The organism is Aeromonas finlandensis, from assembly GCF_000764645.1.
GTDB lineage: Bacteria > Pseudomonadota > Gammaproteobacteria > Enterobacterales > Aeromonadaceae > Aeromonas > Aeromonas finlandensis.
In genome coordinates, this window is the sequence record NZ_JRGK01000269.1 from 40,139 (window position 1) to 61,321 (window position 21,183).

Below are 21,183 nucleotides of genomic sequence, written 5' to 3' on the forward strand. Positions count from 1 at the left end.
AAGGGCCCGGCAGGCCAAAATAGTCAGGGCCCCCGAACGGGAGCCCTGATGGCATGAGGCTGGCTCAATGCTGACCGCGCTTAGCCGTGCTTGCGGCCGGAGAGGCGGCACCACTCCTCCTTGACGGCGGTCGGGTCCATCTCGAACCACTGGCCGTAGATGGTTTCCAGCTCCGGGGCCTGGCTCTCCAGCACGCCGGAGAGGGCCATCAGGCTGCCCGCTTTGCCGTGGCCGGCGATCAGCGGTGCCAGTTCGCGCAGCGGGCCGGCCAGGATGTTGGCGACGACGACGTCCGCTTCGACATCTTGCGGCTGGTCGGCAGGCAGGTAGAGTTCAATCTGGCCCGCAACGCCGTTACGCTCGGCGTTGTCGTGGCTGGCCTGAATGGCTTGCGGGTCGATGTCGATGCCGATGACGCGGGCTGCCCCCAGTTTCAGGGCGGCGATGCCGAGAATGCCGGAGCCGCAACCAAAGTCGACCACGGTTTTACCGGTCAGATCGAGGCCGTCCAGCCACTGCAGGCAGAGGGCGGTGGTGGGGTGGGTACCGGTACCGAAGGCCAGACCCGGATCCAGCATGACGTTGACCGCATCGGGGTTCGGTACATCGCGCCAGCTCGGGCAGATCCAAAGCCGTTCGCCAAACTGCATAGGGTGGAAGTGATCCATCCACTCGCGCACCCAGTCCTTGTCTTCCAGCTGTTCGACCTTGTAGCCGACGTTTTCGCCGAAGATCTGCTGGAAGAAGGCGATGGTGGGGGCCGGATCGGTTTCGGCATCGAACAGACCCATCACTTCGGTCTCGCCCCAGAGCGGGGTTTCACCGGGCATGGGTTCATAGACGGGCACATCCTTGGCATCCATAAAGGTCACCGCCTGGGCTCCACGCCCCAGCAGCATGTTGCTCACCTTGTCTGCGGTCTTGGCAGTGGCGTTGATTCGAATTTGTATCCAGGGCATGGCGTCGACTCTTCATAAATGTGAAACCGCGAGATTCTACCATCATGGGGCAGTGCTGTCGTGGTTTGCCCATGGCGTGGGGCTATATGAGGGATTTTGCCGGATTGGCACGGTTCCTGTATTGCTCTATGCAGGCGAAGACGACCGGTTTTCGCTGAACGCTTTGCTCAAGTTCCGTCATCTTTCACTGCCACCCTCGGGTGGCATTTTTTTATCTGCACTTATTTGTCAGGTAAAAATCTGCCAGACAAAAAAAGAGCAAGGTCGACACCTTGCTCAAGGATGGGCTGGCGCCGGTTTGGCGCCCTCATGCTGCTGTTGGCACGCCAGATGCAAAGACTGGATTGTCCTGCATAAGGATATGTGTGTGATTGTTACCCCAATGTTCAGGTATTCAGGCCATTTCTCGCGAAATGGCCTCTTTTTTAACTTATTGTCGGACGTTGGCCTGCCACTGGCGGGCATGAGTGCCGATTGCTGTGCCCGTTTGGGGCATCTCCTTGGTGAACTTATCCCATCATGGTGCGTTTGAGGGCTTAGTTGGCAAAGCCGCTCATGTCGATCACCAGCTTGCCTACCATGCGGCCCGCTTCCACCTCGGCATGGGCCTGAGCCAGCGTGACCGGGGTCAGCGAGGGGATGGTTCTGGTCAGAGTGGTCTGCAATACCCCTTCATCGACCAGTGCCGCCACCCGGCCGAGCAGGTGGTGCTGCTCGATCATGTCCGGGGTCTGGAACAGGGAGCGGGTGAACATGAACTCCTGGCTGAAGGTGACGCTCTTGCTCTTGAGCAGGGAGAGATCCCACGGCTCGCTCGATTCGGCGATGGTACAGATATGGCCGAACGGGCGGATCAGCCCGGCCATGGTGGCCCAGTGCTCGGCAGTGGCGTTGGTGCAGAAGATGGCATCGACCTGAGTGATGCCAAGGGCGGTCAGCTCCTCCTGCAACTTGTGGTGGTTCACTACCTGATGGGCGCCCATCTCGAGGCACCACTCACGACTCTCGGGGCGGGAGGCGGTCGCAATCACCTCCATGCCGGTGAGCTGGCGGGCGAGCTGGATGGCGATGGAGCCCACGCCACCGGCGCCGCCAATGATCAGCAGTTTGCCACGACTTTCGCGGGTGAGGGCGAAGCGATCGAACAGGGTCTCCCAGGCTGTGATGGCGGTGAGCGGCAGGGCGGCGGCCTCCACATCGCTCAAGCTAGTGGGGGCGATCGCGGCGATACGCTCATCCACCAGTTGCAGGGCGCTGTTGCTGCCGGGGCGGCTGATGTCGCCTGCATACCAGACCCGGTCGCCCGCCTTGAACAGGGTGACTTCGCTGCCGGTGGCGATCACTTCCCCCACCGCATCCCAGCCCAGTACCCGGGGCGCGCTTTCAATTTTGGCCTTGGGGGAGCGCACCTTGGTATCCACCGGATTGATGGAGGTGGCGGTGACCCGCACCAGCAGATCCCGCGGACCCGGAGTGGGGTCGGGCAGATTGGCGGCGATAAAGCAGTCGGGGTGGTCGCTTGGCAGGTAGTGAGTCAGGGCAATGGCTTTCATGGTTTTTCCTTTCAAATCGCTGTGTTCGGGATTGCCACTCACTCTAGTCTGGTTAATTATCAAGATTAAGATGGGTAATCGGTAAAGACTGTTTGAATATATGAACAATGTCGATCTGGAGTTGATGGGACTGTTCGCCACCGTGGTGGAGCAGGGGAGCTTTACCCGGGCCGCCGAGCTGCTCGGCATGCCCAAGTCATCGGTGAGCCAGAAGATCTCGCGGCTCGAATCCCAGCTCGGGGTGCGGCTGTTGCAGCGCACCACCCGCAGGTTGAGCCTGACGCCGCAGGGTGAACTTTATGTGGAGCACTGTCAGGGACTGCTGGCACTGGCCCGTAGCGCCAATCTGGCGATGGCGCGGCTGCGCTCGGCCCCGGCGGGGCGGGTGCGGATCACCGCCCCCGAGGCGACCGGTACCCTGCTGCTTGGCCGGATCCTCGCCGAGTTTCGCGCCCTCTATCCCGAGGTGGTGCTGGAGCTGACCCTGAGTGACGAACAGCTCGATCTGGTGGGGGAGGGTTACGATCTGGCGTTGCGGGCGGCGCCGCTAAAAGACTCCAGCCTCATCTGTCGGCGCATCGGTGAGGTGGCGCGCCATCTGGTGGCGGCGCCCGCCTATCTGGCGGCCCACGGCATGCCGCAACAGCTGAGCGAGCTGGGCCGCTATGCCTGTCTGGTGCACTCGGCCATGCCGGTGTGGCCATTGCAAGAGGGAGGCTGGCGGCCGCAGGGGGCCTGTGTCAGCAACAGCTTGCTGGCGCTGCGGGAGATGGCGCTCCATGATGGGGGGATTGCCCTGTTGCCCCACCATGTCTGCGAAGGGGATTTGGCTGCGGGGCGGCTGCAGAAAGTGCTGCCGGATCAGCCCATTCCGGCCAACCCGTTTTACCTTATCTATCCGAGCCGAGAGCATCTAGCCCCCGCTCTGCGCACCCTGATGGATTTCGTGGCCGAGCGGTTGCCGTTCGCCTGAGTTACCAGCTGCTCTGGCTGGCCGACTCCTGATTGGGTTTGAGGCCGAGGGGGACCGACTGGCGCTCCGCCAGCATGCGGATCTGCCCTTCAATCAGGCTGGCGCTGGGGCCCAGCACCAGTACCAGCTGGTGCTCGTTGAGCTGGATCCAGGAGAGGCAGCCCAGACCCAGCAGGCGGGATTGATCCACCAGCGAAATATCGCGTACCCGCAGGCTGAGGCGAGTGAGACAGACACTCATCGCTTGCAGGTTATCCATCCCGCCCAGCACCTTGAGATACTGGATAGCCAGCATCTGCGGATCGGAAGGGGCGACGCTGGCAAGGCGCGGGTGTTCCACTGCGATGGGCTTGCTCGGCATGCTGAGGGGGGCACGCTCCAGCAGCTGATAGAACAGCAGGGTGTAGGCGACGAAGAACAGGATACCGACCGGAATGAGCCAGAAGCTGTGCTCGCCGGATTGATAGCTAAGTACCAGATCCAGCAGACCGGCGGAGAAGTAACTGCCCACCTTGATCCCCAGCCCGCTACAGACCGCCAGCGACAGCCCGGTCAGCAGGGCGTGGGCGAGAAACAGCCAGGGGGCGGTAAAGGCGAACAGAAACTCGATGGGCTCGGTGATGCCCACCAGTGCCGAGGTGAGCGCCAGGGTGAGTAGCAGCCCGCCCTGCGGCAGCCGCTGCATCCGCTGGCGGTGCAGCCAGATGGCAAAACAGGCGCCCGGCAGGCCGAACATGATGATGGGGTAGAGACCGGCCACATACCCTTCATGGAGCGGTTGGGCGGCGGCCAGCGCCTGCAGGTTGCTCTCGCCAAGGCCGATGACGCTACCCAATACCTGATGCAGTCCCAGCGGGATCAACAAGCGGTTGAGGGTGCCGTAGCAGAAGGCGCCAAACGGCGTGGTGAGCAGCTCGGAGGTGAGCAGGGTCAGCCCGCGCTCCAGTGGCGGCCACAGCAGCGAGAGGGGAATGGCGATCAGCAGACAGGCCAAGGCCGAAACCAGCAGGCTGGGAAACTCCCCCTTGGCGATCTGCAGCCAGCGAGGCAGTGTTTGCTGGTGTACCCAGGGATAGATGATGGCGGTGGTGAGCCCCGCCAACAGGCCGCAGATCATGTCGGCGTGCAGGTTGGGGGCCAGGGTATTGAAGGCGGTGCTGAGCAGCAGGAAGTTGACCGCACCCGCCAGCGTCTGTCCGCCCAGCTCCTGCCGACTCAGGCCAAAGGCGATCGCCACCGCATAGATAAGCGGCATCTGGCTGAAGATCGCCTGACCGGTGAGGGAGAGCACCGCCAAATCGAGCACGTCGGGTTGCCCAAGCCGGTAGATCAACGCCGCCATCGGCAGGATGGAGACGGGCAGCAGCAGGGCATAACCGAGCCGCTGCAGGGCTTGAGTAACGACTTGTCGAGTGGCTTTAACGGGCATACAGCGGCTACTTTTTGTGACTTGGCGCACAGTTTAACCGGAAACCACCCATTTGGGGATAGTTTTGGAACCCTTAATTTATCTTTTTAATATTTCTGCTCGAAAAGTTCCCGTACTTCCCGCGAGGGCGGCGCCGTCAGCAGGCTCACCGTGATAAAGACCACCAGCGCCAGCGTGAGGCTCGGCACGATGGCGTGCAGCCCTGCCAGCTTGATCCCCCACTGACTCAGCACCCCATAGCTGACGATGCCGCTGACCATGCTGGCTAGCGCGCCCGGGCCGTTGGCTCGTGACCAGTAGAGGCCGAGCACCAGCGGCCAGAGGAATACCGCCTGCAGGCCACCGAAGGCGAGCAGGTTGAGCCAGATGATCATCTCGGGCGGTTGCAGTGCCGCCAGCAGCACCAGGGTGCCGAGGATCAGGGTGCAGAGCAGGGAGAGGCGCGGAATGCGCACTTCCAGCTTCTCCTGTTTCGGGCTGAGGTAGTTGAGGTAGAGATCCTTCACCAGAGTGGCGGAGGCCTGGATCAGCTGGGAGTCGATGGTGGACATGATGGCCGCCATCGGTGCCGCCAAGAAAACCCCCGCCAGCCAGGGGGGCAGCACTTCCATCATTAGGGAGGGCATGATCTTGTCCGGGCTGTCCATGCCGGGCAGGATGGCGCGGCCAAGGGCGCCAGCCAGATGCATGCCGAACATCAGCAGGGCGCTGACCACGGTGCCGATCAGAATGCCGCGATGGAGCGCCTTGCTGTCGCGATAGCCAAAGCAGCGCAGCGCCGAGTGGGGCAGCCCCACCACCCCGACACAGACCAGGATCCAGAAGCTCAGCATAAAGGGCTGGGTCAGCATGTCATCGGCCCCCTGCGGGCTCACCAGCTTGGGATCGATCTCCCTGAGCTGGTGGATGAGGTTCGGCAGGCCGTCACCGGCGACCAAAATCCCCGCCAGCAAGGCGCCGGTGCCGATCAGCATGATAATCCCCTGCAGGGCATCGGTCATCACCACGGCACGGAAGCCGCCGATGATGGTGTAGAGCAGCACGCAGCTGGCAAACAGCATCAATCCCTGCTGGTAGGAGAGGCCGGTGGCGGTCTCCAGCAGGCGGGCGCCGCCGATAAACTGCACCACCATGGTGGCGATAAAGGCGAGGATGATGGTGACGGAGCCGAGGATCACCACCGCCTTGCTCTGATAGCGGGCCCACAGCATGTCGTTGATGGTCACCGCATTGACCCGGCGGGCGATGATGGCGAACTTCTTGCCCAGTACCCCCAAGGTGAGCCAGACGGTGGGCAGCTGGATCATCGCCAGCAACACCCAGCCCAGACCAATCTTGTAGGCCGCCCCCGGCCCACCGATAAAGGAGGAGGCCGAGGTGTAGGTGGCTACCAGCGTCATCGCCAGCACCAGCCCGCCCATGCTGCGGTTGCCGATGAAGTACTCCTGCACGAAGTTGCCTTCCGCGCGATGGCGACTGGCCCAAAAACCGACCCCCAGCACCAGCACCAGATAGATGAAGAGCGGCAGCATCAGCTCAAGATTCATGGGATGACTCCTTGCCGGAAGGGGTGTGGGTATCGAGGGGGATCTCCACAAACAGCCGGTTCACCATCAGCGCGCAGAGCAGAATGAACAGCAGTGGCATCACCATGCAGCTGAGCAGGAACCACAGTGGCAGCCCCCACAGCTCCAGCTGGAGCGGGATAAAATAGGCGGTGCCATACCAGGCAAAGAAGTAGAGCAGGGTCAGCAGCAGGCAGAAAACTGCTTCCCGGCGGGCGAGAGCAAAACGGTTCACCTTGGCCTCCGACAAATTTGGGGGCGCAAGGATAACAAAAAAGGGCCATGTCGCCATGGCCCTTTTTCAGCAGAGGCTTCTTGCGAAGCCGCCTCCCGGCTGGATTGCAGATGAACAGCTGGCTGCTATCTGGCCGGAAGTGATTGTTCTGCTTGCGAGATCTTACAGACCCAACTTCTTGTGCAGATAGTGGATATTGGTGCCACCGTGCTGGAAGTTTTCGTCTTTCATGATCTCTTTTTGCAACGGTACGTTGGTCTTGATCCCTTCCACCACCAGCTCGTCCAGCGCATGGCGCATGCGGGCGATGGCAATGTCACGATTCTCGCCGTAGCAGATCAGCTTGCCGATCATCGAATCGTAGTGGGGCGGTACCTTGTAACCGGCATAGATGTGGGAGTCCCAACGCACGCCCAGACCACCCGGCGCGTGGAAGCGCTGCACCAGACCCGGAGAGGGCATGAAGGTGGCCGGATCTTCGGCGTTGATCCGGCACTCGATGGCATGGCCACGGATGCGGATATCCTGCTGGGTGATCGACAGGGGCTGACCGGCGGCGATGCGCAGCTGCTCCTTAATCAGGTCGATACCGGTAACCATCTCGGTAACCGGATGCTCAACCTGGATACGGGTGTTCATTTCGATGAAATAGAACTCGCCGTTCTCGTACAGGAACTCGAACGTACCCGCACCGCGGTAGCCGATCTCGATACAGGCGCGAACGCAGCGCTCGCCGATGAACTTGCGCATCTCGGCGGTGATGCCCGGTGCCGGTGCCTCTTCCACCACTTTCTGGTGGCGACGCTGCATGGAGCAGTCACGCTCGCCCAGATAGAGGGCGTTGCCCTGGCCGTCTGCCAACACCTGAATTTCGATGTGGCGCGGGTTTTCCAGGTACTTCTCCATGTAGACCATGTCGTTCTTGAAGAACTGGCCTGCTTCGGATTTGGTCAGGGCGATGGCGCCCGCCAGTTCCGCTTCATTGCGCACCACGCGCATACCGCGACCACCACCGCCACCGGCGGCCTTGATGATCACCGGATAGCCGATGCGTTTGGCAATGGCGGCGTTGTGCTTGGCGTCGTTGTCGACCGGGCCGTCAGAGCCCGGAACGCACGGTACGCCCGCTTTCTTCATCGCTTCGATGGCGGAGACCTTGTCACCCATCAGGCGAATGGTCTCGGCGCGCGGGCCGATGAAGATGAAGCCGGATTTTTCGACTACTTCGGCGAAATCGGCGTTCTCGGAGAGGAAGCCGTAACCCGGGTGGATGGCCACGGCACCGGTCACCTCGGCGGCGGCGATGATCGCCGGGACGTTGAGGTAGGAGTCGGTACTGGCTGGTTTGCCGATACAGATGGATTCGTCGGCCAGCAGCACATGTTTGAGCTCCCGGTCGGCGGTGGAGTGAACGGCCACTGTCTTGATCCCGAGCTCTTTACAAGCGCGCAGGATCCGCAGGGCAATTTCACCGCGGTTGGCGATGACTACTTTGTCCAACATGGGTGGCGATTTCCCTTATTCGATGATGAACAGCGGCTCGTCAAATTCGACGGCCTGACCATTTTCAACCAGGATCGCTTTGATCACACCGGCCTTGTCAGACTCGATTTGGTTCATCATTTTCATGGCTTCGACGATGCACAGGGTGTCACCGACATTGACTTGCTGACCCACTTCCGCGAACGGCTTGGCATCCGGGCTGGAGGAGCGGTAGAAGGAGCCAACCATCGGGGAGCGCATCAGGTGACCGCTCGGGGTGGCATCAGCGGCCGGTGTGGCGGCAACCGGGGCGGCAGCGGCAGCAACCGGAGCGGCTTGCTGCATCATCATCTGCGGCATGGCGGTGGTCACCTGACCGGAGAAGTTGCGGCTGATGCGAACGGACTCTTCACCTTCGGAGATCTCCAGTTCGGCGATGCCGGACTCTTCAACCAGTTCAATCAGCTTCTTGATTTTGCGGATATCCATTAGCATTCTCTTTCTTCTTTATCTGATCAGTGATTATCAAGCCGCGCGCAGATGGTGCACGGCCGCGGTTAAAGCGAATTGGTAGCCATCGGCCCCCAGACCACAAATGACCCCTTTGGCGACATCAGACAGATAGGAGTGATGACGGAACGGCTCCCTGGCATGGACGTTTGACAGGTGAACCTCGATAAAAGGGATGGCAACCCCCAGCAGCGCATCGCGAATGGCGACACTGGTGTGGGTGAAGGCGGCTGGATTGATGATGATAAAATCCACCTGGCCCATGGCCTGATGGATGCGGCTGACCAACTCATGTTCGGCGTTGGATTGCAGATGTTCCAGAGTGACACCGAGTTCGCTGGCGTTAAGCTTCAGATCGGCGACGATCTCATCGAGCGTCGTGCTGCCGTAGATACCCGGTTCCCGTTTGCCCAGCAGATTCAGGTTTGGTCCGTTGAGCAGGAGAATTCGGTGATTTTGCGACATATTGAGTACATCCTCGATGATAATGCTGCTATCTATCAGCTATCTTGTGGACTACCAGAAATCTAGCCATTTTCTGCGCAAATCGGTGTGCCCTGGCACACAGATTTCGCAATTATATTGATTTCGTGAAAATTAGCAGCATTTTACTGGTCTAATCTCTACATCTGGCTATTTATTGCGCGTTTCGGTCTGCGCGACTTCGCCGCTGCCGCCCTGCTCTTTGCGGGCAGATTAGAAACGACAAAGCCGGCGCAGGGCCGGCTTTGTTGAGCAACAAACGAAGCGGGATCAGGCTGCTTCCGACTTCTCGCGAATGAGTTTGTCCACCACACCCGGATCCGCCAGGGTGGAGATATCCCCCAGACTGTCGGTCTCGCCGGTGGCGATTTTGCGCAAGATCCGACGCATGATCTTGCCGGAACGGGTCTTCGGCAGCCCCTCCGCCCAGTGAATGACATCCGGCGTGGCGATGGCACCAATCTCCTTGCGCACCCACTCCTTCACCTCTTTGTGCAGCTCGCGGCTCGGCTCTTCCCCGGCGATCAGGGTGACATAGGCGTAGATGCCCTGACCCTTGATCTCGTGAGGAACCCCCACCACCGCCGCTTCGGCGATCTTGGGATGGGCTACCAGCGCCGATTCAATTTCGGCGGTCCCCATACGGTGGCCAGAGACGTTCAGTACATCATCCACCCGACCGGTGATCCAGTAGTAGCCATCGGCATCGCGACGGGCACCGTCGCCAGTGAAGTAACGGCCGGGGAAGGTGGAGAAGTAGGTCTGCTCGAAGCGCTCGTGATCGCCGAACACGGTGCGCATCTGACCCGGCCAGGAGTCGGTGATCACCAGATTGCCCTCGGTGGCCCCCTCCAGCGGCTCGCCCATGTTGTCCACCAGCGCCGGTTGTACCCCGAAGAAGGGGCGGGTAGCCGAACCCGGTTTCAGGTCGGTGACGCCGGGTAGCGGTGTAATGAGGATGCCGCCGGTCTCGGTTTGCCACCAGGTATCGACGATGGGGCTGCGTTCGTCGCCAATGGTGCGGTAGTACCACTCCCAGGCTTCCGGGTTGATGGGTTCACCCACCGAGCCCATGATGCGCAGGCTTTGGCGCGAGGTACCGGTCACGGCCTCGGTGCCCTTGGCCATCAGGGCGCGGATGGCGGTGGGGGCGGTATAGAGGATGGTGACCTGGTGTTTGTCCACCACCTGACTCATGCGGTTGGTGGCCGGGTAGTTTGGCACCCCTTCGAACATGATGGTGGTAGCACCGTTGGCGAGCGGCCCATAGACCAGATAGGAGTGACCGGTGACCCAACCGACGTCGGCGGTACACCAGTAGATATCCTGCTCGTGGTAGTCGAACACATATTTGAAGGTGAGTGTGGCGTAGACCAGATAACCGCCGGTGGTGTGCAGCACCCCTTTGGGTTTGCCAGTGGAGCCGGAGGTATAGAGGATAAAGAGCGGATCTTCGGCGTTCATCGCCTCGGGCGGGCAGTCGCTGCTGACGGCGGCGGTCGCTTCGTGCCACCAGATGTCGCGGTGGTTGTGCCAGGCGACATTGCCGCCGGTGCGCTTGAGCACGATCACCTTGTTGACCTGGGTATCCGGGTTGGTGAGCGCTTCATCCACATTCTTCTTGAGCGGTACCGGACGGCCGCCACGCAGTCCCTCGTCGGCGGTGATCACGATACGGGAACCGGAGTCGATGATGCGCCCGGCCAGCGCTTCCGGCGAGAAGCCGCCAAAGACGATGCTGTGTACCGCGCCGATGCGGGTACAGGCCAGCATGGCGATGGCGGCTTCGGGCACCATGGGCATATAGAGGCAGACCACGTCACCGCGGTGAACCCCTTGTGCTTTCAAGACGTTGGCAAACTTGCACACTTCGCTGTGCAGCTCGCGGTAAGTGAGTTTGCGATCTTCAGCGGGGTTGTCCCCTTCCCAGATGATGGCGACCTTGTCACCCCGTTCGGCGAGATGGCGATCGAGACAGTTGGCCGAGACGTTGAGCTGACCATCTTCAAACCATTTGATGGAGACATGGCCCGGATCGTAGGAGGTGTTCTTGACCTTGCTATAGGGCTTTATCCAGTCGAGGATTTTTCCCTGTTCTCCCCAGAAGGCGTCCGGATTGTCGATGGAGGCCTGATACATGGCCTCGTACCCGGCCTTGTCCAGCAGGGCGCTGTCGCTGATATGGGATTTGACCGGGTAGACCTTGCTCTCGCTCATCTGTCACTCCTTTGAATAGATCTTTTAATGGTTTCTTAACAACTTATACCTTTGGTGGCGGGGGGCAATTAGACTTTTGGATAGGCGGCAACAGTTGGTTACAGGGTAAGGAGTGACAATTAATCGGCGAGTGGGTAAAAGGGGGCATGTTGATTAATTGGAGGTCATGATGTTTTCTCTGTTGCTCTGTACATCTCTCTGGCAGTTTGATGCGCCAGTTCCTGCTGGTGAACCTCTGAAAGAGTTTGCGATCACTCATCAGGAAGCTACCCCCGCGCTGCGGGATCAGGTTGCCGATCAGCTTGGTCATGCATGGCAGGCCAAAGAGCCCGGTACCAGACTTACCTTCAGCGAGCCAGCCCCCCGTTATGCTGGCGAATCACCGCTGACGCGAATGCTCAATGACCGTGATGATGGCTGGGAATCCCGTTTGCAGATTGAGTGGTAATCCGGTCGGTAGCCAGGAGGCGGATGCCTCCCGGCTGGTGATGATTGCCAACCGCTATGAGACATAGCGCTGATGCAGGCGATCCTTCATGTGATCGACATGAAGCGGCTTGCTGAACAGATAACCCTGTCCCTCACCGCAGTTGAGTGACTGCAAGAAGGCATGTTGTGCCTTGGTTTCAATCCCCTCGGCGGTGACCTCCATATCCAGACTGTCAGCCAGATTGATAATGGTGCGGCAGAGTTCCCGACTGTTCTTGTCTTCCGGTAATGCCTGCACAAACGCGCGGTCGATTTTGATGCGATCAATCGGCAGGGTTTTGAGCAGGCTCAGTGACGAGAAGCCGGTGCCAAAGTCATCGATGGCAATCTGCACCCCCAGACTTTTCAGGCGAGTGAAGAGGTCCAGACTCTGATCAACCCGCTGGATAATGCTCTCTGTCACCTCTATCTCCAGCCGCTCCGGCGGAAATCCGGTTTCGGCCAAAATGGCGGCAACCCGCTCAACGTAACCGGGGGAGCGCATTTCCCGCACCGAGACGTTGACTGACAAGCGGGGGACCGGTAATCCGGCCGCCAGCCAGAGTCGTCCCTGCTCGCAAGCATTGCGCATGACCCACCCCCCGATCTTCTCAATCAGGCCGCACTCTTCCGCTACCGGGATAAAGCGGGTTGGGGCAATGATCCCCTCATTCGGATGCTGCCAGCGAACCAGCGCCTCCAGTCCGCTCAGGTGGCCATTGAGCAGATTGGTAATGGGTTGATAGAAGACGCAGAGCTGCTCCAGCTCCAGTGCCTTGATCAGTCCCTGCTCAATCTTCATGCGCTCGCGGGCGCTGGCGGCCATGCTCGGGCTATAAAACTGGTAACCGTTGCGCCCCTGGCTTTTCGCTTCGTACATGGCACTGTCTGCGGCACTGATCAAGGTCTCCGGGGTGTCGGCGTGATCCGGATAGATAGCGATGCCGATACTGGCAGAGATAGCGACCAGTTCGTGGGCCAGCTCCACCGGTTCACGCAACACTGTCAGCAGGGTATTGGCGAGGGTCGCCAGCTCGTCAGGCTCTTCCAGATAGGGGATCAGCACCAGAAATTCGTCCCCCCCGAGTCGGGTTGCCAGATCGTTGTGCTGCAAGCAGCAGCGGATCCGCTCTGCCAGTCGTTTGAGCAGTTGATCGCCGACGTCGTGACCCAGGCTGTCGTTAATCAGTTTGAAACCATCCAGATCGATAAATAGCAGCCCCAACCGCTTGTGATTGAGTTTTGCCGTCTTCAACTCGAGAGTCAGCCGCTCTTGCAACAGATGGCGGTTGCCCAGCTCGGTCAGGGGATCGTGATAGGCAAGGTGGTTGAGCTCGGCCTCCACCTTGCGGATGGCGCTGATGTCGGAGAGAGCGATCACATAGTGGGTGGTGTTGTTGAAGTTGTCATAGACAGCGCTGATCTGCTGCCAGGAGGAGAAGTAGCTGCCATCCTTGCGCAGACAGACCATTTCACCGTGCCAGGCATTATTGCCGGGACGCAGGTGATACCAGGGGAAATCGAGCTCCGCATAACGTTTCGGGTGCATGATGATATCCGGCGTGCGCCCTATGACCTCTTCGGCTTCATACTGGGTCAGCATGGTGAAGGCCGGGTTGACCGAGAGTATGTGATGCTCGTTGTCGAGAATGATGATCCCTTCTGCCGTAGTGTCGAATACTACGTTGGCTTGATGCAGTCGCTCCTCCTGATGGCGTCGGGTAGTGGCATTGTGGATGACCCCCATGACTCTATGTCCGACCGACTCGGTGGCAGGCACATGATCTGCATGAATATCTACCCAGTGACGCTCATTAAGGGGAGTCATATAACTCAGAGTGAGGTGGATGGGCTCATGGCCTTGCAAGGCATCCTTGAGCTGACGGCCTGATTCCGGTTCGAAGCAGTCGACGAACGCCTGCAATCCGCCATTGAACTGATTGGCCTGGATCCCCAGCAGTGGCTCAATCTGGCCGTCAAACAGCAATCTGTCCTCCGCCACATGCCATTCCCATACGCCAATTTGTGCCGCCCGCATCGCCAGTTGCAGGCGTTGCTCGGTTTCGTACTGCTCGGTGATGTCCCGCACGATAGCCAGGATTCCGTTTGGTTCCCCTCGTTCATCGCGCATCGGACTGTAGGTGGCTTGCCAGCGCCGTGAGCTGCTGTCGTGTGCTGCCGTCTGGCCGGTGATGGCCACATTCACATAGGGCCTGCCGTTGTGAAGGATCTGCTGAAACATCGGCTCCAGGGTTGCGGCCAGTTTGGGCACCACCTCTCGAAGGTGTTTGCCCTGATGTTCCTCGATACTCTTGCCGTTGATGTCGGCCAGCACCTGATTGACTTTGCGGTAACGAAAGTCACGGTCAAATACGCCTATGCCCAATGGGGCTGTATCCATCAGCTGTTCCAGGACGGTGTGATCTGACAACTGTGTCAGTAGTGCCTCGGCGTCGGCATTGAAAAGCTTCCCATCCATGGTGACCTCGGCATTGATTGATTTGTCACTTACATCGAATTTCAGTATGGCACGAACTTTTTGAGGGGAGTCAAGCGGAGTTATCTATCTATTTTTGATAAAAAAATGTGCAGGTAATGCGGGGGATTTGGTCACAACAGCGTTGCTGTCAGTCGCGTATTTGATAATGGAGTTATTAGAAAAGTGGGTCTTTCATCGGTCATCAAATGTGGCAAAAATAGAAACACAGGGCGTATGAGTGACGCGCAAAGAACAACGGAGTTGATGCGATGATTGAAGTGTTATTGCTGGCGGTGGCGTGGCAGTTTGAGGCTCCGGTGTTTGACTCCGAGTTTGCCAGTCAGGGTTATGTGGATAGGGGGGCTTATTTGGCTCCAGCTACCCGCGAGCAGGTGGTTGATTCATTGAACAAGTCGCAGGTCGATGAGTCGTTTCCGCTCCAATTCAGAAAAGCGTCCCGTTATCAGGGTGACGATCCGCTATCACGCTACCTTAACGAACGGGATGCTGACCACTGGCAGTTGGAAGTGGGGGGTCAGTAAGCCTATCCCTTCTGGCGGCCAAACGCCTGAAGGCCGCGCACGAAAACCAGCCAGCCGAGCAGATGGAAAGGGAGCGCCAGGGCATACAGCAACAACCAGTGCGCTTCGCTGCCACTGCTGTTGATGAAGTCGATCCAGGCCGCCAGCAGGGCCAGCATGCCAGCAATCTGGAAGCGGCGGCGCAGCACCACTTCGACGCCGAGAGTGGAGAGGTAAATCGTCAACAGGATACCGGCAAAGCCGGTGAGCTGGGCGGTGCCATAAAGCTCGCGGTCCGGATTGAACAGCAGGGCGACGAGGGGGGTAACGCCCTGATCCAGCGGGATCAGGGCCAGCAGCCAGCATGCAATCAGAAGCAGGGCTGTTTTCATCGACTTAATCGGCGCTTTGCGCCGGTTTGACCAGAGAGAGGTAGTTGGCATCCATCTTGAGGAAGACCCCCAGCAGGCGGGCGCTGGCGCCATAGAAACCGAACGGGTCGGCGGCGCGACAGGCCGTTTCAAATCGTGCGAACCAGGCTAACAAATGCGTGTGCAGCAGCGCTTCCTGCTCGTCGAGCCAGCTTTCCCGCTCGGCAGCGCTCTTTGCTTCCGCTGCGCGGATGATGAGATTGCCCATCAGATCCAGCTCGATGGCGAGATGATCGACCGGTTGCTGATATTTGTCGCTCACATCGATCGCCAGTCGGGTCAGGCGCTCTGCCATGTGGCTGCGTGCAGTGTTGTCGCCATGGGCGGATTCATAGGGTTGCACCGAGTCCGGGGTCAGAAACAGCGTGTTGAAGTCTGTGGCCAGTGCGCTGGCTCGTTCGTCACGCACCAGCAGACGGGCGATGGCATCATTGAGCTCGGCCACCGCGTCACGCATGGGATCCAGCGTGGAGAGGCTTTTCAGGAAGCTTCGCACATCATAGGTGTCATATTCGGCGATCAGCTCATCACTGAGTTCGGCGGCGAACAGGGTGGAGAACCACCAGTAGAGTTCGGCCCGGCGTTCGCTGGTAGCCATAAATTCCTGCATTTTTCCTCCGTGGATGGCAATCGGGAGCCTTGATGGCTCCCGATTCTAACGACTTTAAAAATAAAGGAAACTTCACGGGGCGGTTTCAGTGATTCTGGCCAGTCGGTCACAGATGGTGCAGGTTGGCTGCTCTGTTCAGGGGCGGGTATCGAATTGTGGGCAATCGTCGCCAATCTGGTGCCAGGGGGCCTTGGAGCCGACAAAGATATGAAAGTTCGGCTGCTGGGTCGGTACGTCGTCGAGGATCCCCAGCCGCAGGTTGATCTTGCCGCTGCTGCGCTTCTGGCTAAAGAGACTGGATCCGCACTGGCTGCAGAAGGCGAGGGTGGTCTCTGCAGATTTCTGATAACGGGTCAGCACCGCTTCCCCCTTGGCGATAGTGACCTTGTCCCCATCCAGCCCGCCGACGGAGGCGTAGTCGGAGCCAGAGAATTTGCGGCACTCCGAGCAGTGGCAGTTGCCCATGTAATCAAACTGGTCTGGCAGGTGCAGATGAACGGCGCCACAGAGGCAACTGGCGTGTAACTGTCTCATTTTGCTTCCTTGTGCCCATCGGCACGCTAAAGGGTTTGATCATCGCTCTCCCGAAAGAGCACTTGCTTGCACTTGGCGCAGACCCATTCACGGCGAAAATCGGTCAGATGCACCAGACCCACCTCCAGTAACTCGTGGTGACCACAGTGGTGACAGAAGATGATGTCGCCATCGACCGCTTCCGGGTGGGCCGCCAGATACTCGGCTTTGGTGGGGAGCGCCTCCCACGAGGTGGTGGGAACATGTTTGCGCTGGCTGGTGTAGTAGACCCAATAGAACAGAAAAAAGACAGCCAGGATCACAAATGTCAGCAGATGGTCCATCTTGAGCTCCTCCAGTTGGATGCCGCCGCTCGGGTGCATATCAGCAGGTGACATCATCATCTTGAAATTTGTTTCGAATGAATATGTTACAGGATGGATAACGACATGGGTGTGATCCCCTTCGGGTTTTACCCGCTAAAGCGAGGGGGGTTGCCTGCGCATTTTTGCGTGGCGGCCAAGGTACTGAGGGCGGAGAGAATCTTGCTTTTTACAACATAAATTCAACATTTTTTTAGGTGGTTGGACTGTCTCTTTGATCCAGCTCACGTTACAATGCCCACGCCCACTTCACCTAACGCGCAAACGATTTTCAGGAGAGAAACGGATGTTGAAACGTGACATGACCATCGCCAATTATGATCCGCAATTGTGGCAGGCCATCACAGACGAAACCCGTCGTCAGGAAGAGCATATCGAGCTGATTGCGTCTGAGAACTACACCAGCCCCCGTGTCATGGAAGCCCAGGGCTCCCAGCTGACCAACAAGTACGCCGAAGGTTACCCCTCCAAGCGTTACTACGGTGGTTGCGAGTATGTGGATGTGGTCGAAACCCTGGCCATCGAGCGCGCCAAAGAGCTGTTCGGTGCCACTTACGCCAACGTGCAGCCGCACTCCGGCTCCCAGGCCAACAGCGCCGTCTACATGGCTCTGCTGCAGCCGGGCGACACCGTACTGGGCATGAACCTGGCCCACGGTGGTCACCTGACTCACGGCTCTCCGGTCAACTTCTCCGGCAAGCTCTACAACATCGTGCCTTACGGTATCGATGAGTCCGGCAAGATCGACTACGACGACATGGAACGTCAGGCTGTCGAGCACAAGCCGAAGATGATGATCGGTGGCTTCTCCGCCTACTCCGGCATCGTTGACTGGGCTCGCATGCGCGAAATCGCCGACAAGGTCGGTGCCTACCTGTTCGTCGACATGGCCCACGTGGCTGGCCTGATCGCCGCTGGCGTCTACCCGAACCCGGTTCCCCACGCCCACGTGGTCACCTCCACCACCCACAAGACCCTGGCCGGTCCGCGTGGTGGTCTGATCCTCTCCGCCGCTGACGACGAGGAGCTCTACAAGAAGCTCAACTCCGCCGTCTTCCCGGGTGGTCAGGGTGGCCCGCTGATGCACGTCATCGCCGGTAAAGCCGTTGCCTTCAAAGAGGCGCTGGAGCCGGAGTTCAAGACCTATCAGGCTCAGGTCGTGAAAAACGCCAAGGCGATGGCGGCGACCTTTATCGAGCGCGGTTACAAGATCGTCTCCGGCGGTACCGACAACCATCTGATGCTGGTTGACCTGATTGGCCGCGAGTTGACTGGTAAGGAGGCTGACGCCGCACTGGGCAAAGCCAACATCACCGTCAACAAAAACTCTGTGCCCAACGACCCGCGCTCCCCGTTCGTCACCTCCGGTGTGCGGATCGGTACCCCGGCCATCACCCGCCGCGGTTTCAAGGAAGCCGAGTCCATCCAGCTGACTCACTGGATCTGCGACGTACTGGACAACCACGACAACGATGCCGTGCTGGCCACCGTACGCGAGAAGGTGCTGGAGATCTGCCGCCGCTTCCCGGTCTATGGCTGATAAGCCGGACTGTTCGGTTTGAGACCAATGCCACCTTCGGGTGGCATTGTTTTTTCTGGCTTTTACCGGTTTTGGATGGCCGTGCTACACTGGCCGACCTAAGATCCTGGCCCGCTGGGCCGGTCCCTGTTCCATTAACGCCGGAGGTCCGATGCATTGCCCATTCTGTAGTGCGGTTGATACCAAGGTGATCGATTCCCGTCTGGTGGCAGAAGGCCATCAGGTGCGCCGCCGTCGTGAGTGTCTGCTCTGTCACGAGCGTTTTACCACCTTCGAGATGGCCGAGCTGGTGATGCCCCGCGTCATCAAGTCCAACGGCTCGCGCGAGCCGTTCAACGAAGACAAGCTGCGCGCTGGCATCCTGCGGGCGCTGGAGAAGCGGCCGGTGAGCATGGAGGCCATCGAAAAAGCGGTCAACCATATCAAATCCCGCCTGCGTGCCACCGGCGAGCGCGAAGTCGCCTCCGAGCTGGTGGGCAATCTGGTGATGGATGAGCTCAAGAGTCTGGACAAGGTGGCCTATATCCGCTTTGCCTCCGTCTATCGCAGCTTCGAAGATATTCGCGAATTTGGCGAAGAGATCGCCAAGCTGGAGAAGTAACGCGTAATGCCTGTGCAGGTGTCGGATCGGCGCTGTGATGTGTCGCTTGCAGCCAGACCCCGCCCGCGAGGCCGCGCTCGAATTGTCCCATCGGTGCAACAAGCCAAATCAACCTTGTTTCACTGGTGAAAAAATAACGGATTGCAAGGCGGCAGAGGATATCCCTGAACCTGTGAGGCGGGGATTCAACGGCGTGCCCGACTCTCCTCTTGGGCGGGGTCTACCCTGATGTCGCGAAAGGGGGAGGTCGCGTTATTCATTGAACCGGCGAACTCAACGCACCAATGAGCCAACCATGCTGGGATGTTTTGTCAAAGGAGCCCGGATGTTTAGTCAAGATGATTACCAATGGATGAGTCGGGCCCTCGAACTGGCCCGCCGCGGCCGCTACACTACGGCCCCCAACCCCTGTGTCGGTGCCGTGCTGGTCAAAGATGGCGTAATGGTCGGCGAAGGGTGGCATCAGAAGGCGGGCGAGCCCCATGCGGAGGTTTATGCCCTGCGCGCCGCCGGTGACAATTCCCGTGGCGCCACCGCCTATGTGACCCTCGAACCCTGTTCCCACCATGGTCGTACCCCCCCCTGCGCCGAGGCGCTGATCAACGCCGGTGTGGCCCGGGTGGTGGCGGCCATGGTCGATCCCAATCCCCAGGTGGGCGGACGCGGGCTGCGGATGCTCTCCGAGGCGGGCATCAAGACCGATTTCGGCCTGCTTGCGAGCGAAGCTGAAGCGCTCAACCCGGGCTTTTTCAAGCGGATGCGTACCGCCTTCCCGCGGGTGACCGTCAAGCTGGGGGCCAGCCTCGATGGCCGCACCGCCATGGCGAGCGGCGAGAGCCAGTGGATCACCTCCCCGGATGCGCGCCGCGACGTGCAACGACTGCGGGCCCGCCACGATGCGGTGCTCTCCAGCGCCGAGACGGTGCTGGCTGACGGCGCCTCTCTGACTGTGCGCTGGGACGAGTTGCCCCCCTCGGTCAAGGCGAGCTACCCCAAAGAGACCCTGCGCCAGCCGCTTCGGGTCATCGTCGATTCGCAAAACCGGCTCACCCCCGATCTGCCGCTGTTCCAGAGCGAGAGTCCGGTGCTGCTGGCCCGCCACAAGGCATCCGGCGAGTGGCCCGAGTGGGTGCAGCAGCTGGAGCTGCCGCTGCTGGATGGCAAGCTGGATCTGGTCAGCCTGTTCATGCTGCTGGCCAAGCAGAACGTCAACTCGGTACTGATAGAGGCGGGGCCCCGGTTGTGCGGCGCCCTGCTGGATAAGGGGCTGGTGGATGAGCTGGTGCTCTATCAGGCGCCCAAACTGATGGGTGATGAGGGGCGTGGTCTGTTCCATCTGCCCGGTCTGACCCGCTTGTTCCAGGCGCCCAAGCTCAACATCAAGGATGTGCGCATGGTCGGCCAGGATATTCGCATTACCGCCAAAATAGCCTGATTTATCAATGTTCAAGGGGGCATAGTCTGCCCCCGTCATCAGCAAGGTGATCTGCATGTTTACCGGAATTATCGAAGCGGTGGGAACCCTGGCCGAGCTGCGCCGTCAGGGCGATGACATGGCCCTCACCGTGCACGCGCCGAGCCTGGATTTTAGCGACGTCAAGCTGGGCGACTCCATCGCCACCAACGGCGTCTGCCTCACCGTCGTGGCGCTGGGCGACAAAAGCTATACCGCCGACGTGTCGCTGGAAACCCTGTCGCGCACCGGCTTTGCCACGGCCAGGGTGGGCGATCGGGTCAATCTCGAGAAGGCGCTGATGCCCACCTCCCGCCTCGGCGGCCATCTGGTCTCCGGCCATGTGGATGGGGTCGGGGAGGTGAAAAGCCTCTCCAGCAGTGGCCGCGCCATCGAGTTTTGGATCAAGGCGCCGGGGGAGCTCTCCCGCTACATCGCCGAGAAGGGGTCGATCGCGGTGGACGGTATCAGCCTCACCGTCAACGCCGTGCAGGGGGATCTGTTCCGCCTGACGATCGTGCCCCACACCGCCCAGGAGACCACCATCGCCAGCTGGAAGCCGGGCCACAAGGTCAACCTCGAGGTGGATCAGATCGCCCGTTATCTGGAGCGGCTGATGATGGGCAAGGGTCAGGAGAGCAGTGCCTCGACCCTGACCATGGAGACGCTGGCCAAGGCCGGTTTTCTCTAAGTCAGGCCACCAAAGCGATTTTCTGTGATCCCGCTCTGATTGAAATGGGGCCGCGCGCCCCAATCTAGAGCAACATACACTCGCATT

21 protein-coding genes are annotated in these 21,183 nt (G+C 59.7%); 7 read left to right on the forward strand and 14 right to left on the reverse strand.

Features of this window, described 5'->3' with window-relative positions; translation table 11 throughout:
- Positions 1 to 80 precede the first annotated feature (80 nt).
- Entirely contained in the window at positions 81 to 959 is an 879-nt protein-coding gene (prmA, locus tag LD28_RS0114945; protein ID WP_033137743.1) for a 50S ribosomal protein L11 methyltransferase, read from the reverse strand.
- Between the two features lie 536 nt (positions 960 to 1,495).
- Positions 1,496 to 2,512, reverse strand: a complete 1,017-nt coding sequence (locus tag LD28_RS0114950) for a zinc-binding alcohol dehydrogenase family protein (protein ID WP_033137744.1) — start codon at positions 2,510 to 2,512, stop codon at positions 1,496 to 1,498.
- A gap of 100 nt (positions 2,513 to 2,612) precedes the next feature.
- Between LD28_RS0114950 and LD28_RS0114955 the strand changes: the two genes are divergently transcribed.
- Complete coding sequence (locus LD28_RS0114955) at positions 2,613 to 3,485, forward strand: LysR family transcriptional regulator (RefSeq protein WP_005338917.1); 873 nt, start codon at positions 2,613 to 2,615, stop codon at positions 3,483 to 3,485.
- 1 nt (position 3,486) lies between these two features.
- Here LD28_RS0114955 and LD28_RS0114960 read toward each other — a convergent pair whose 3' ends face one another.
- The 7 genes from LD28_RS0114960 to acs all read right to left on the reverse strand — a co-directional run bounded on the left by LD28_RS0114960 (position 3,487) and on the right by acs (position 11,406).
- Positions 3,487 to 4,914, reverse strand: coding sequence for a PTS transporter subunit EIIC (locus LD28_RS0114960; protein WP_033137745.1), 1,428 nt, complete (start codon positions 4,912 to 4,914; stop codon positions 3,487 to 3,489).
- Positions 4,915 to 5,000: 86 nt separating this feature from the next.
- A complete protein-coding gene (panF, locus tag LD28_RS0114965; protein ID WP_033137746.1) occupies positions 5,001 to 6,461 on the reverse strand; it encodes a sodium/pantothenate symporter in 1,461 nt (486 codons plus the stop codon).
- On the reverse strand, positions 6,451 to 6,714 hold the full coding sequence (locus LD28_RS0114970) for a YhdT family protein (protein ID WP_033137747.1): 264 nt from the start codon (positions 6,712 to 6,714) through the stop codon (positions 6,451 to 6,453). The genes panF and LD28_RS0114970 overlap by 11 nt, the downstream gene beginning before the upstream one ends.
- A 162-nt stretch (positions 6,715 to 6,876) precedes the next feature.
- Complete coding sequence (gene accC / locus LD28_RS0114975; protein ID WP_033137748.1) at positions 6,877 to 8,217, reverse strand: acetyl-CoA carboxylase biotin carboxylase subunit; 1,341 nt, start codon at positions 8,215 to 8,217, stop codon at positions 6,877 to 6,879.
- 15 nt (positions 8,218 to 8,232) lie between these two features.
- Positions 8,233 to 8,685, reverse strand: coding sequence for an acetyl-CoA carboxylase biotin carboxyl carrier protein (accB, locus tag LD28_RS0114980; protein WP_033137749.1), 453 nt, complete (start codon positions 8,683 to 8,685; stop codon positions 8,233 to 8,235).
- 36 nt (positions 8,686 to 8,721) lie between these two features.
- Positions 8,722 to 9,171, reverse strand: a complete 450-nt coding sequence (aroQ, locus tag LD28_RS0114985) for a type II 3-dehydroquinate dehydratase (RefSeq protein WP_033137750.1) — start codon at positions 9,169 to 9,171, stop codon at positions 8,722 to 8,724.
- A 288-nt stretch (positions 9,172 to 9,459) separates the two neighbouring features.
- On the reverse strand, positions 9,460 to 11,406 hold the full coding sequence (acs, locus tag LD28_RS0114990; protein ID WP_033137751.1) for an acetate--CoA ligase: 1,947 nt from the start codon (positions 11,404 to 11,406) through the stop codon (positions 9,460 to 9,462).
- Positions 11,407 to 11,572: 166 nt separating this feature from the next.
- Here acs and LD28_RS0114995 point away from each other — a divergent pair, with 166 nt between their 5' ends.
- Entirely contained in the window at positions 11,573 to 11,854 is a 282-nt protein-coding gene (locus LD28_RS0114995; RefSeq protein WP_241462303.1) for a hypothetical protein, read from the forward strand.
- A 54-nt stretch (positions 11,855 to 11,908) separates the two neighbouring features.
- On the opposite strand, the gene LD28_RS0115000 is transcribed toward LD28_RS0114995, so the two are convergent.
- Entirely contained in the window at positions 11,909 to 14,353 is a 2,445-nt protein-coding gene (locus LD28_RS0115000) for a sensor domain-containing protein (protein ID WP_033137753.1), read from the reverse strand.
- A gap of 269 nt (positions 14,354 to 14,622) precedes the next feature.
- Between LD28_RS0115000 and LD28_RS0115005 the strand changes: the two genes are divergently transcribed.
- Positions 14,623 to 14,895 carry a hypothetical protein gene (locus tag LD28_RS0115005; protein ID WP_033137754.1) on the forward strand — a complete coding sequence of 91 codons (273 nt, stop codon included), beginning with the start codon at positions 14,623 to 14,625 and terminating at the stop codon, positions 14,893 to 14,895.
- Positions 14,896 to 14,897: 2 nt separating this feature from the next.
- Here LD28_RS0115005 and LD28_RS0115010 read toward each other — a convergent pair whose 3' ends face one another.
- From LD28_RS0115010 to LD28_RS0115025, 4 genes are all read right to left on the reverse strand, one after another.
- Positions 14,898 to 15,266 (reverse strand): hypothetical protein, encoded by a 369-nt coding sequence (locus LD28_RS0115010; RefSeq protein ID WP_033137755.1) that lies wholly within the window; start codon positions 15,264 to 15,266, stop codon positions 14,898 to 14,900.
- Between the two features lie 4 nt (positions 15,267 to 15,270).
- Positions 15,271 to 15,915, reverse strand: coding sequence for a molecular chaperone TorD (torD, locus tag LD28_RS0115015; protein WP_033137756.1), 645 nt, complete (start codon positions 15,913 to 15,915; stop codon positions 15,271 to 15,273).
- Between the two features lie 135 nt (positions 15,916 to 16,050).
- Positions 16,051 to 16,449, reverse strand: coding sequence for a GFA family protein (locus tag LD28_RS0115020; RefSeq protein WP_033137757.1), 399 nt, complete (start codon positions 16,447 to 16,449; stop codon positions 16,051 to 16,053).
- 26 nt (positions 16,450 to 16,475) lie between these two features.
- Positions 16,476 to 16,772: a hypothetical protein gene (locus LD28_RS0115025; protein ID WP_033137793.1), complete on the reverse strand. Its 297-nt coding sequence runs from the start codon at positions 16,770 to 16,772 to the stop codon at positions 16,476 to 16,478.
- 325 nt (positions 16,773 to 17,097) lie between these two features.
- On the opposite strand from LD28_RS0115025, the gene glyA reads away from it, so the two are divergent.
- From glyA to LD28_RS0115045, 4 genes are all read left to right on the forward strand, one after another.
- The gene (gene glyA, locus LD28_RS0115030) at positions 17,098 to 18,351 is read left to right on the forward strand and encodes a serine hydroxymethyltransferase (RefSeq protein ID WP_033137758.1); all 1,254 of its coding nucleotides are present in this window, start codon (positions 17,098 to 17,100) and stop codon (positions 18,349 to 18,351) included.
- Between the two features lie 151 nt (positions 18,352 to 18,502).
- Positions 18,503 to 18,952, forward strand: coding sequence for a transcriptional regulator NrdR (nrdR, locus tag LD28_RS0115035; protein WP_005338880.1), 450 nt, complete (start codon positions 18,503 to 18,505; stop codon positions 18,950 to 18,952).
- A 325-nt stretch (positions 18,953 to 19,277) separates the two neighbouring features.
- Positions 19,278 to 20,387 carry a bifunctional diaminohydroxyphosphoribosylaminopyrimidine deaminase/5-amino-6-(5-phosphoribosylamino)uracil reductase RibD gene (ribD, locus tag LD28_RS0115040; protein WP_033137759.1) on the forward strand — a complete coding sequence of 370 codons (1,110 nt, stop codon included), beginning with the start codon at positions 19,278 to 19,280 and terminating at the stop codon, positions 20,385 to 20,387.
- A gap of 55 nt (positions 20,388 to 20,442) precedes the next feature.
- Positions 20,443 to 21,096 carry a riboflavin synthase gene (locus LD28_RS0115045; RefSeq protein WP_033137760.1) on the forward strand — a complete coding sequence of 218 codons (654 nt, stop codon included), beginning with the start codon at positions 20,443 to 20,445 and terminating at the stop codon, positions 21,094 to 21,096.
- Positions 21,097 to 21,183 lie beyond the last annotated feature (87 nt).

What these genes read in the sequence shown, in the direction of transcription:
- prmA (WP_033137743.1), bottom strand. Translation starts at nt 959, where the DNA reads ATGCCCTGGATACAAATTCGAATCAACGCCACTGCCAAGACCGCAGAC.
- LD28_RS0114950 (WP_033137744.1), bottom strand. Translation starts at nt 2,512, where the DNA reads ATGAAAGCCATTGCCCTGACTCACTACCTGCCAAGCGACCACCCCGAC.
- LD28_RS0114955 (WP_005338917.1), top strand. Translation starts at nt 2,613, where the DNA reads ATGAACAATGTCGATCTGGAGTTGATGGGACTGTTCGCCACCGTGGTG.
- LD28_RS0114960 (WP_033137745.1), bottom strand. Translation starts at nt 4,914, where the DNA reads ATGCCCGTTAAAGCCACTCGACAAGTCGTTACTCAAGCCCTGCAGCGG.
- panF (WP_033137746.1), bottom strand. Translation starts at nt 6,461, where the DNA reads ATGAATCTTGAGCTGATGCTGCCGCTCTTCATCTATCTGGTGCTGGTG.
- accC (WP_033137748.1), bottom strand. Translation starts at nt 8,217, where the DNA reads ATGTTGGACAAAGTAGTCATCGCCAACCGCGGTGAAATTGCCCTGCGG.
- accB (WP_033137749.1), bottom strand. Translation starts at nt 8,685, where the DNA reads ATGGATATCCGCAAAATCAAGAAGCTGATTGAACTGGTTGAAGAGTCC.
- aroQ (WP_033137750.1), bottom strand. Translation starts at nt 9,171, where the DNA reads ATGTCGCAAAATCACCGAATTCTCCTGCTCAACGGACCAAACCTGAAT.
- acs (WP_033137751.1), bottom strand. Translation starts at nt 11,406, where the DNA reads ATGAGCGAGAGCAAGGTCTACCCGGTCAAATCCCATATCAGCGACAGC.
- LD28_RS0114995 (WP_241462303.1), top strand. Translation starts at nt 11,573, where the DNA reads ATGATGTTTTCTCTGTTGCTCTGTACATCTCTCTGGCAGTTTGATGCG.
- LD28_RS0115000 (WP_033137753.1), bottom strand. Translation starts at nt 14,353, where the DNA reads ATGGATGGGAAGCTTTTCAATGCCGACGCCGAGGCACTACTGACACAG.
- LD28_RS0115005 (WP_033137754.1), top strand. Translation starts at nt 14,623, where the DNA reads ATGATTGAAGTGTTATTGCTGGCGGTGGCGTGGCAGTTTGAGGCTCCG.
- LD28_RS0115010 (WP_033137755.1), bottom strand. Translation starts at nt 15,266, where the DNA reads ATGAAAACAGCCCTGCTTCTGATTGCATGCTGGCTGCTGGCCCTGATC.
- torD (WP_033137756.1), bottom strand. Translation starts at nt 15,915, where the DNA reads ATGCAGGAATTTATGGCTACCAGCGAACGCCGGGCCGAACTCTACTGG.
- LD28_RS0115020 (WP_033137757.1), bottom strand. Translation starts at nt 16,449, where the DNA reads ATGAGACAGTTACACGCCAGTTGCCTCTGTGGCGCCGTTCATCTGCAC.
- LD28_RS0115025 (WP_033137793.1), bottom strand. Translation starts at nt 16,772, where the DNA reads ATGGACCATCTGCTGACATTTGTGATCCTGGCTGTCTTTTTTCTGTTC.
- glyA (WP_033137758.1), top strand. Translation starts at nt 17,098, where the DNA reads ATGTTGAAACGTGACATGACCATCGCCAATTATGATCCGCAATTGTGG.
- nrdR (WP_005338880.1), top strand. Translation starts at nt 18,503, where the DNA reads ATGCATTGCCCATTCTGTAGTGCGGTTGATACCAAGGTGATCGATTCC.
- ribD (WP_033137759.1), top strand. Translation starts at nt 19,278, where the DNA reads ATGTTTAGTCAAGATGATTACCAATGGATGAGTCGGGCCCTCGAACTG.
- LD28_RS0115045 (WP_033137760.1), top strand. Translation starts at nt 20,443, where the DNA reads ATGTTTACCGGAATTATCGAAGCGGTGGGAACCCTGGCCGAGCTGCGC.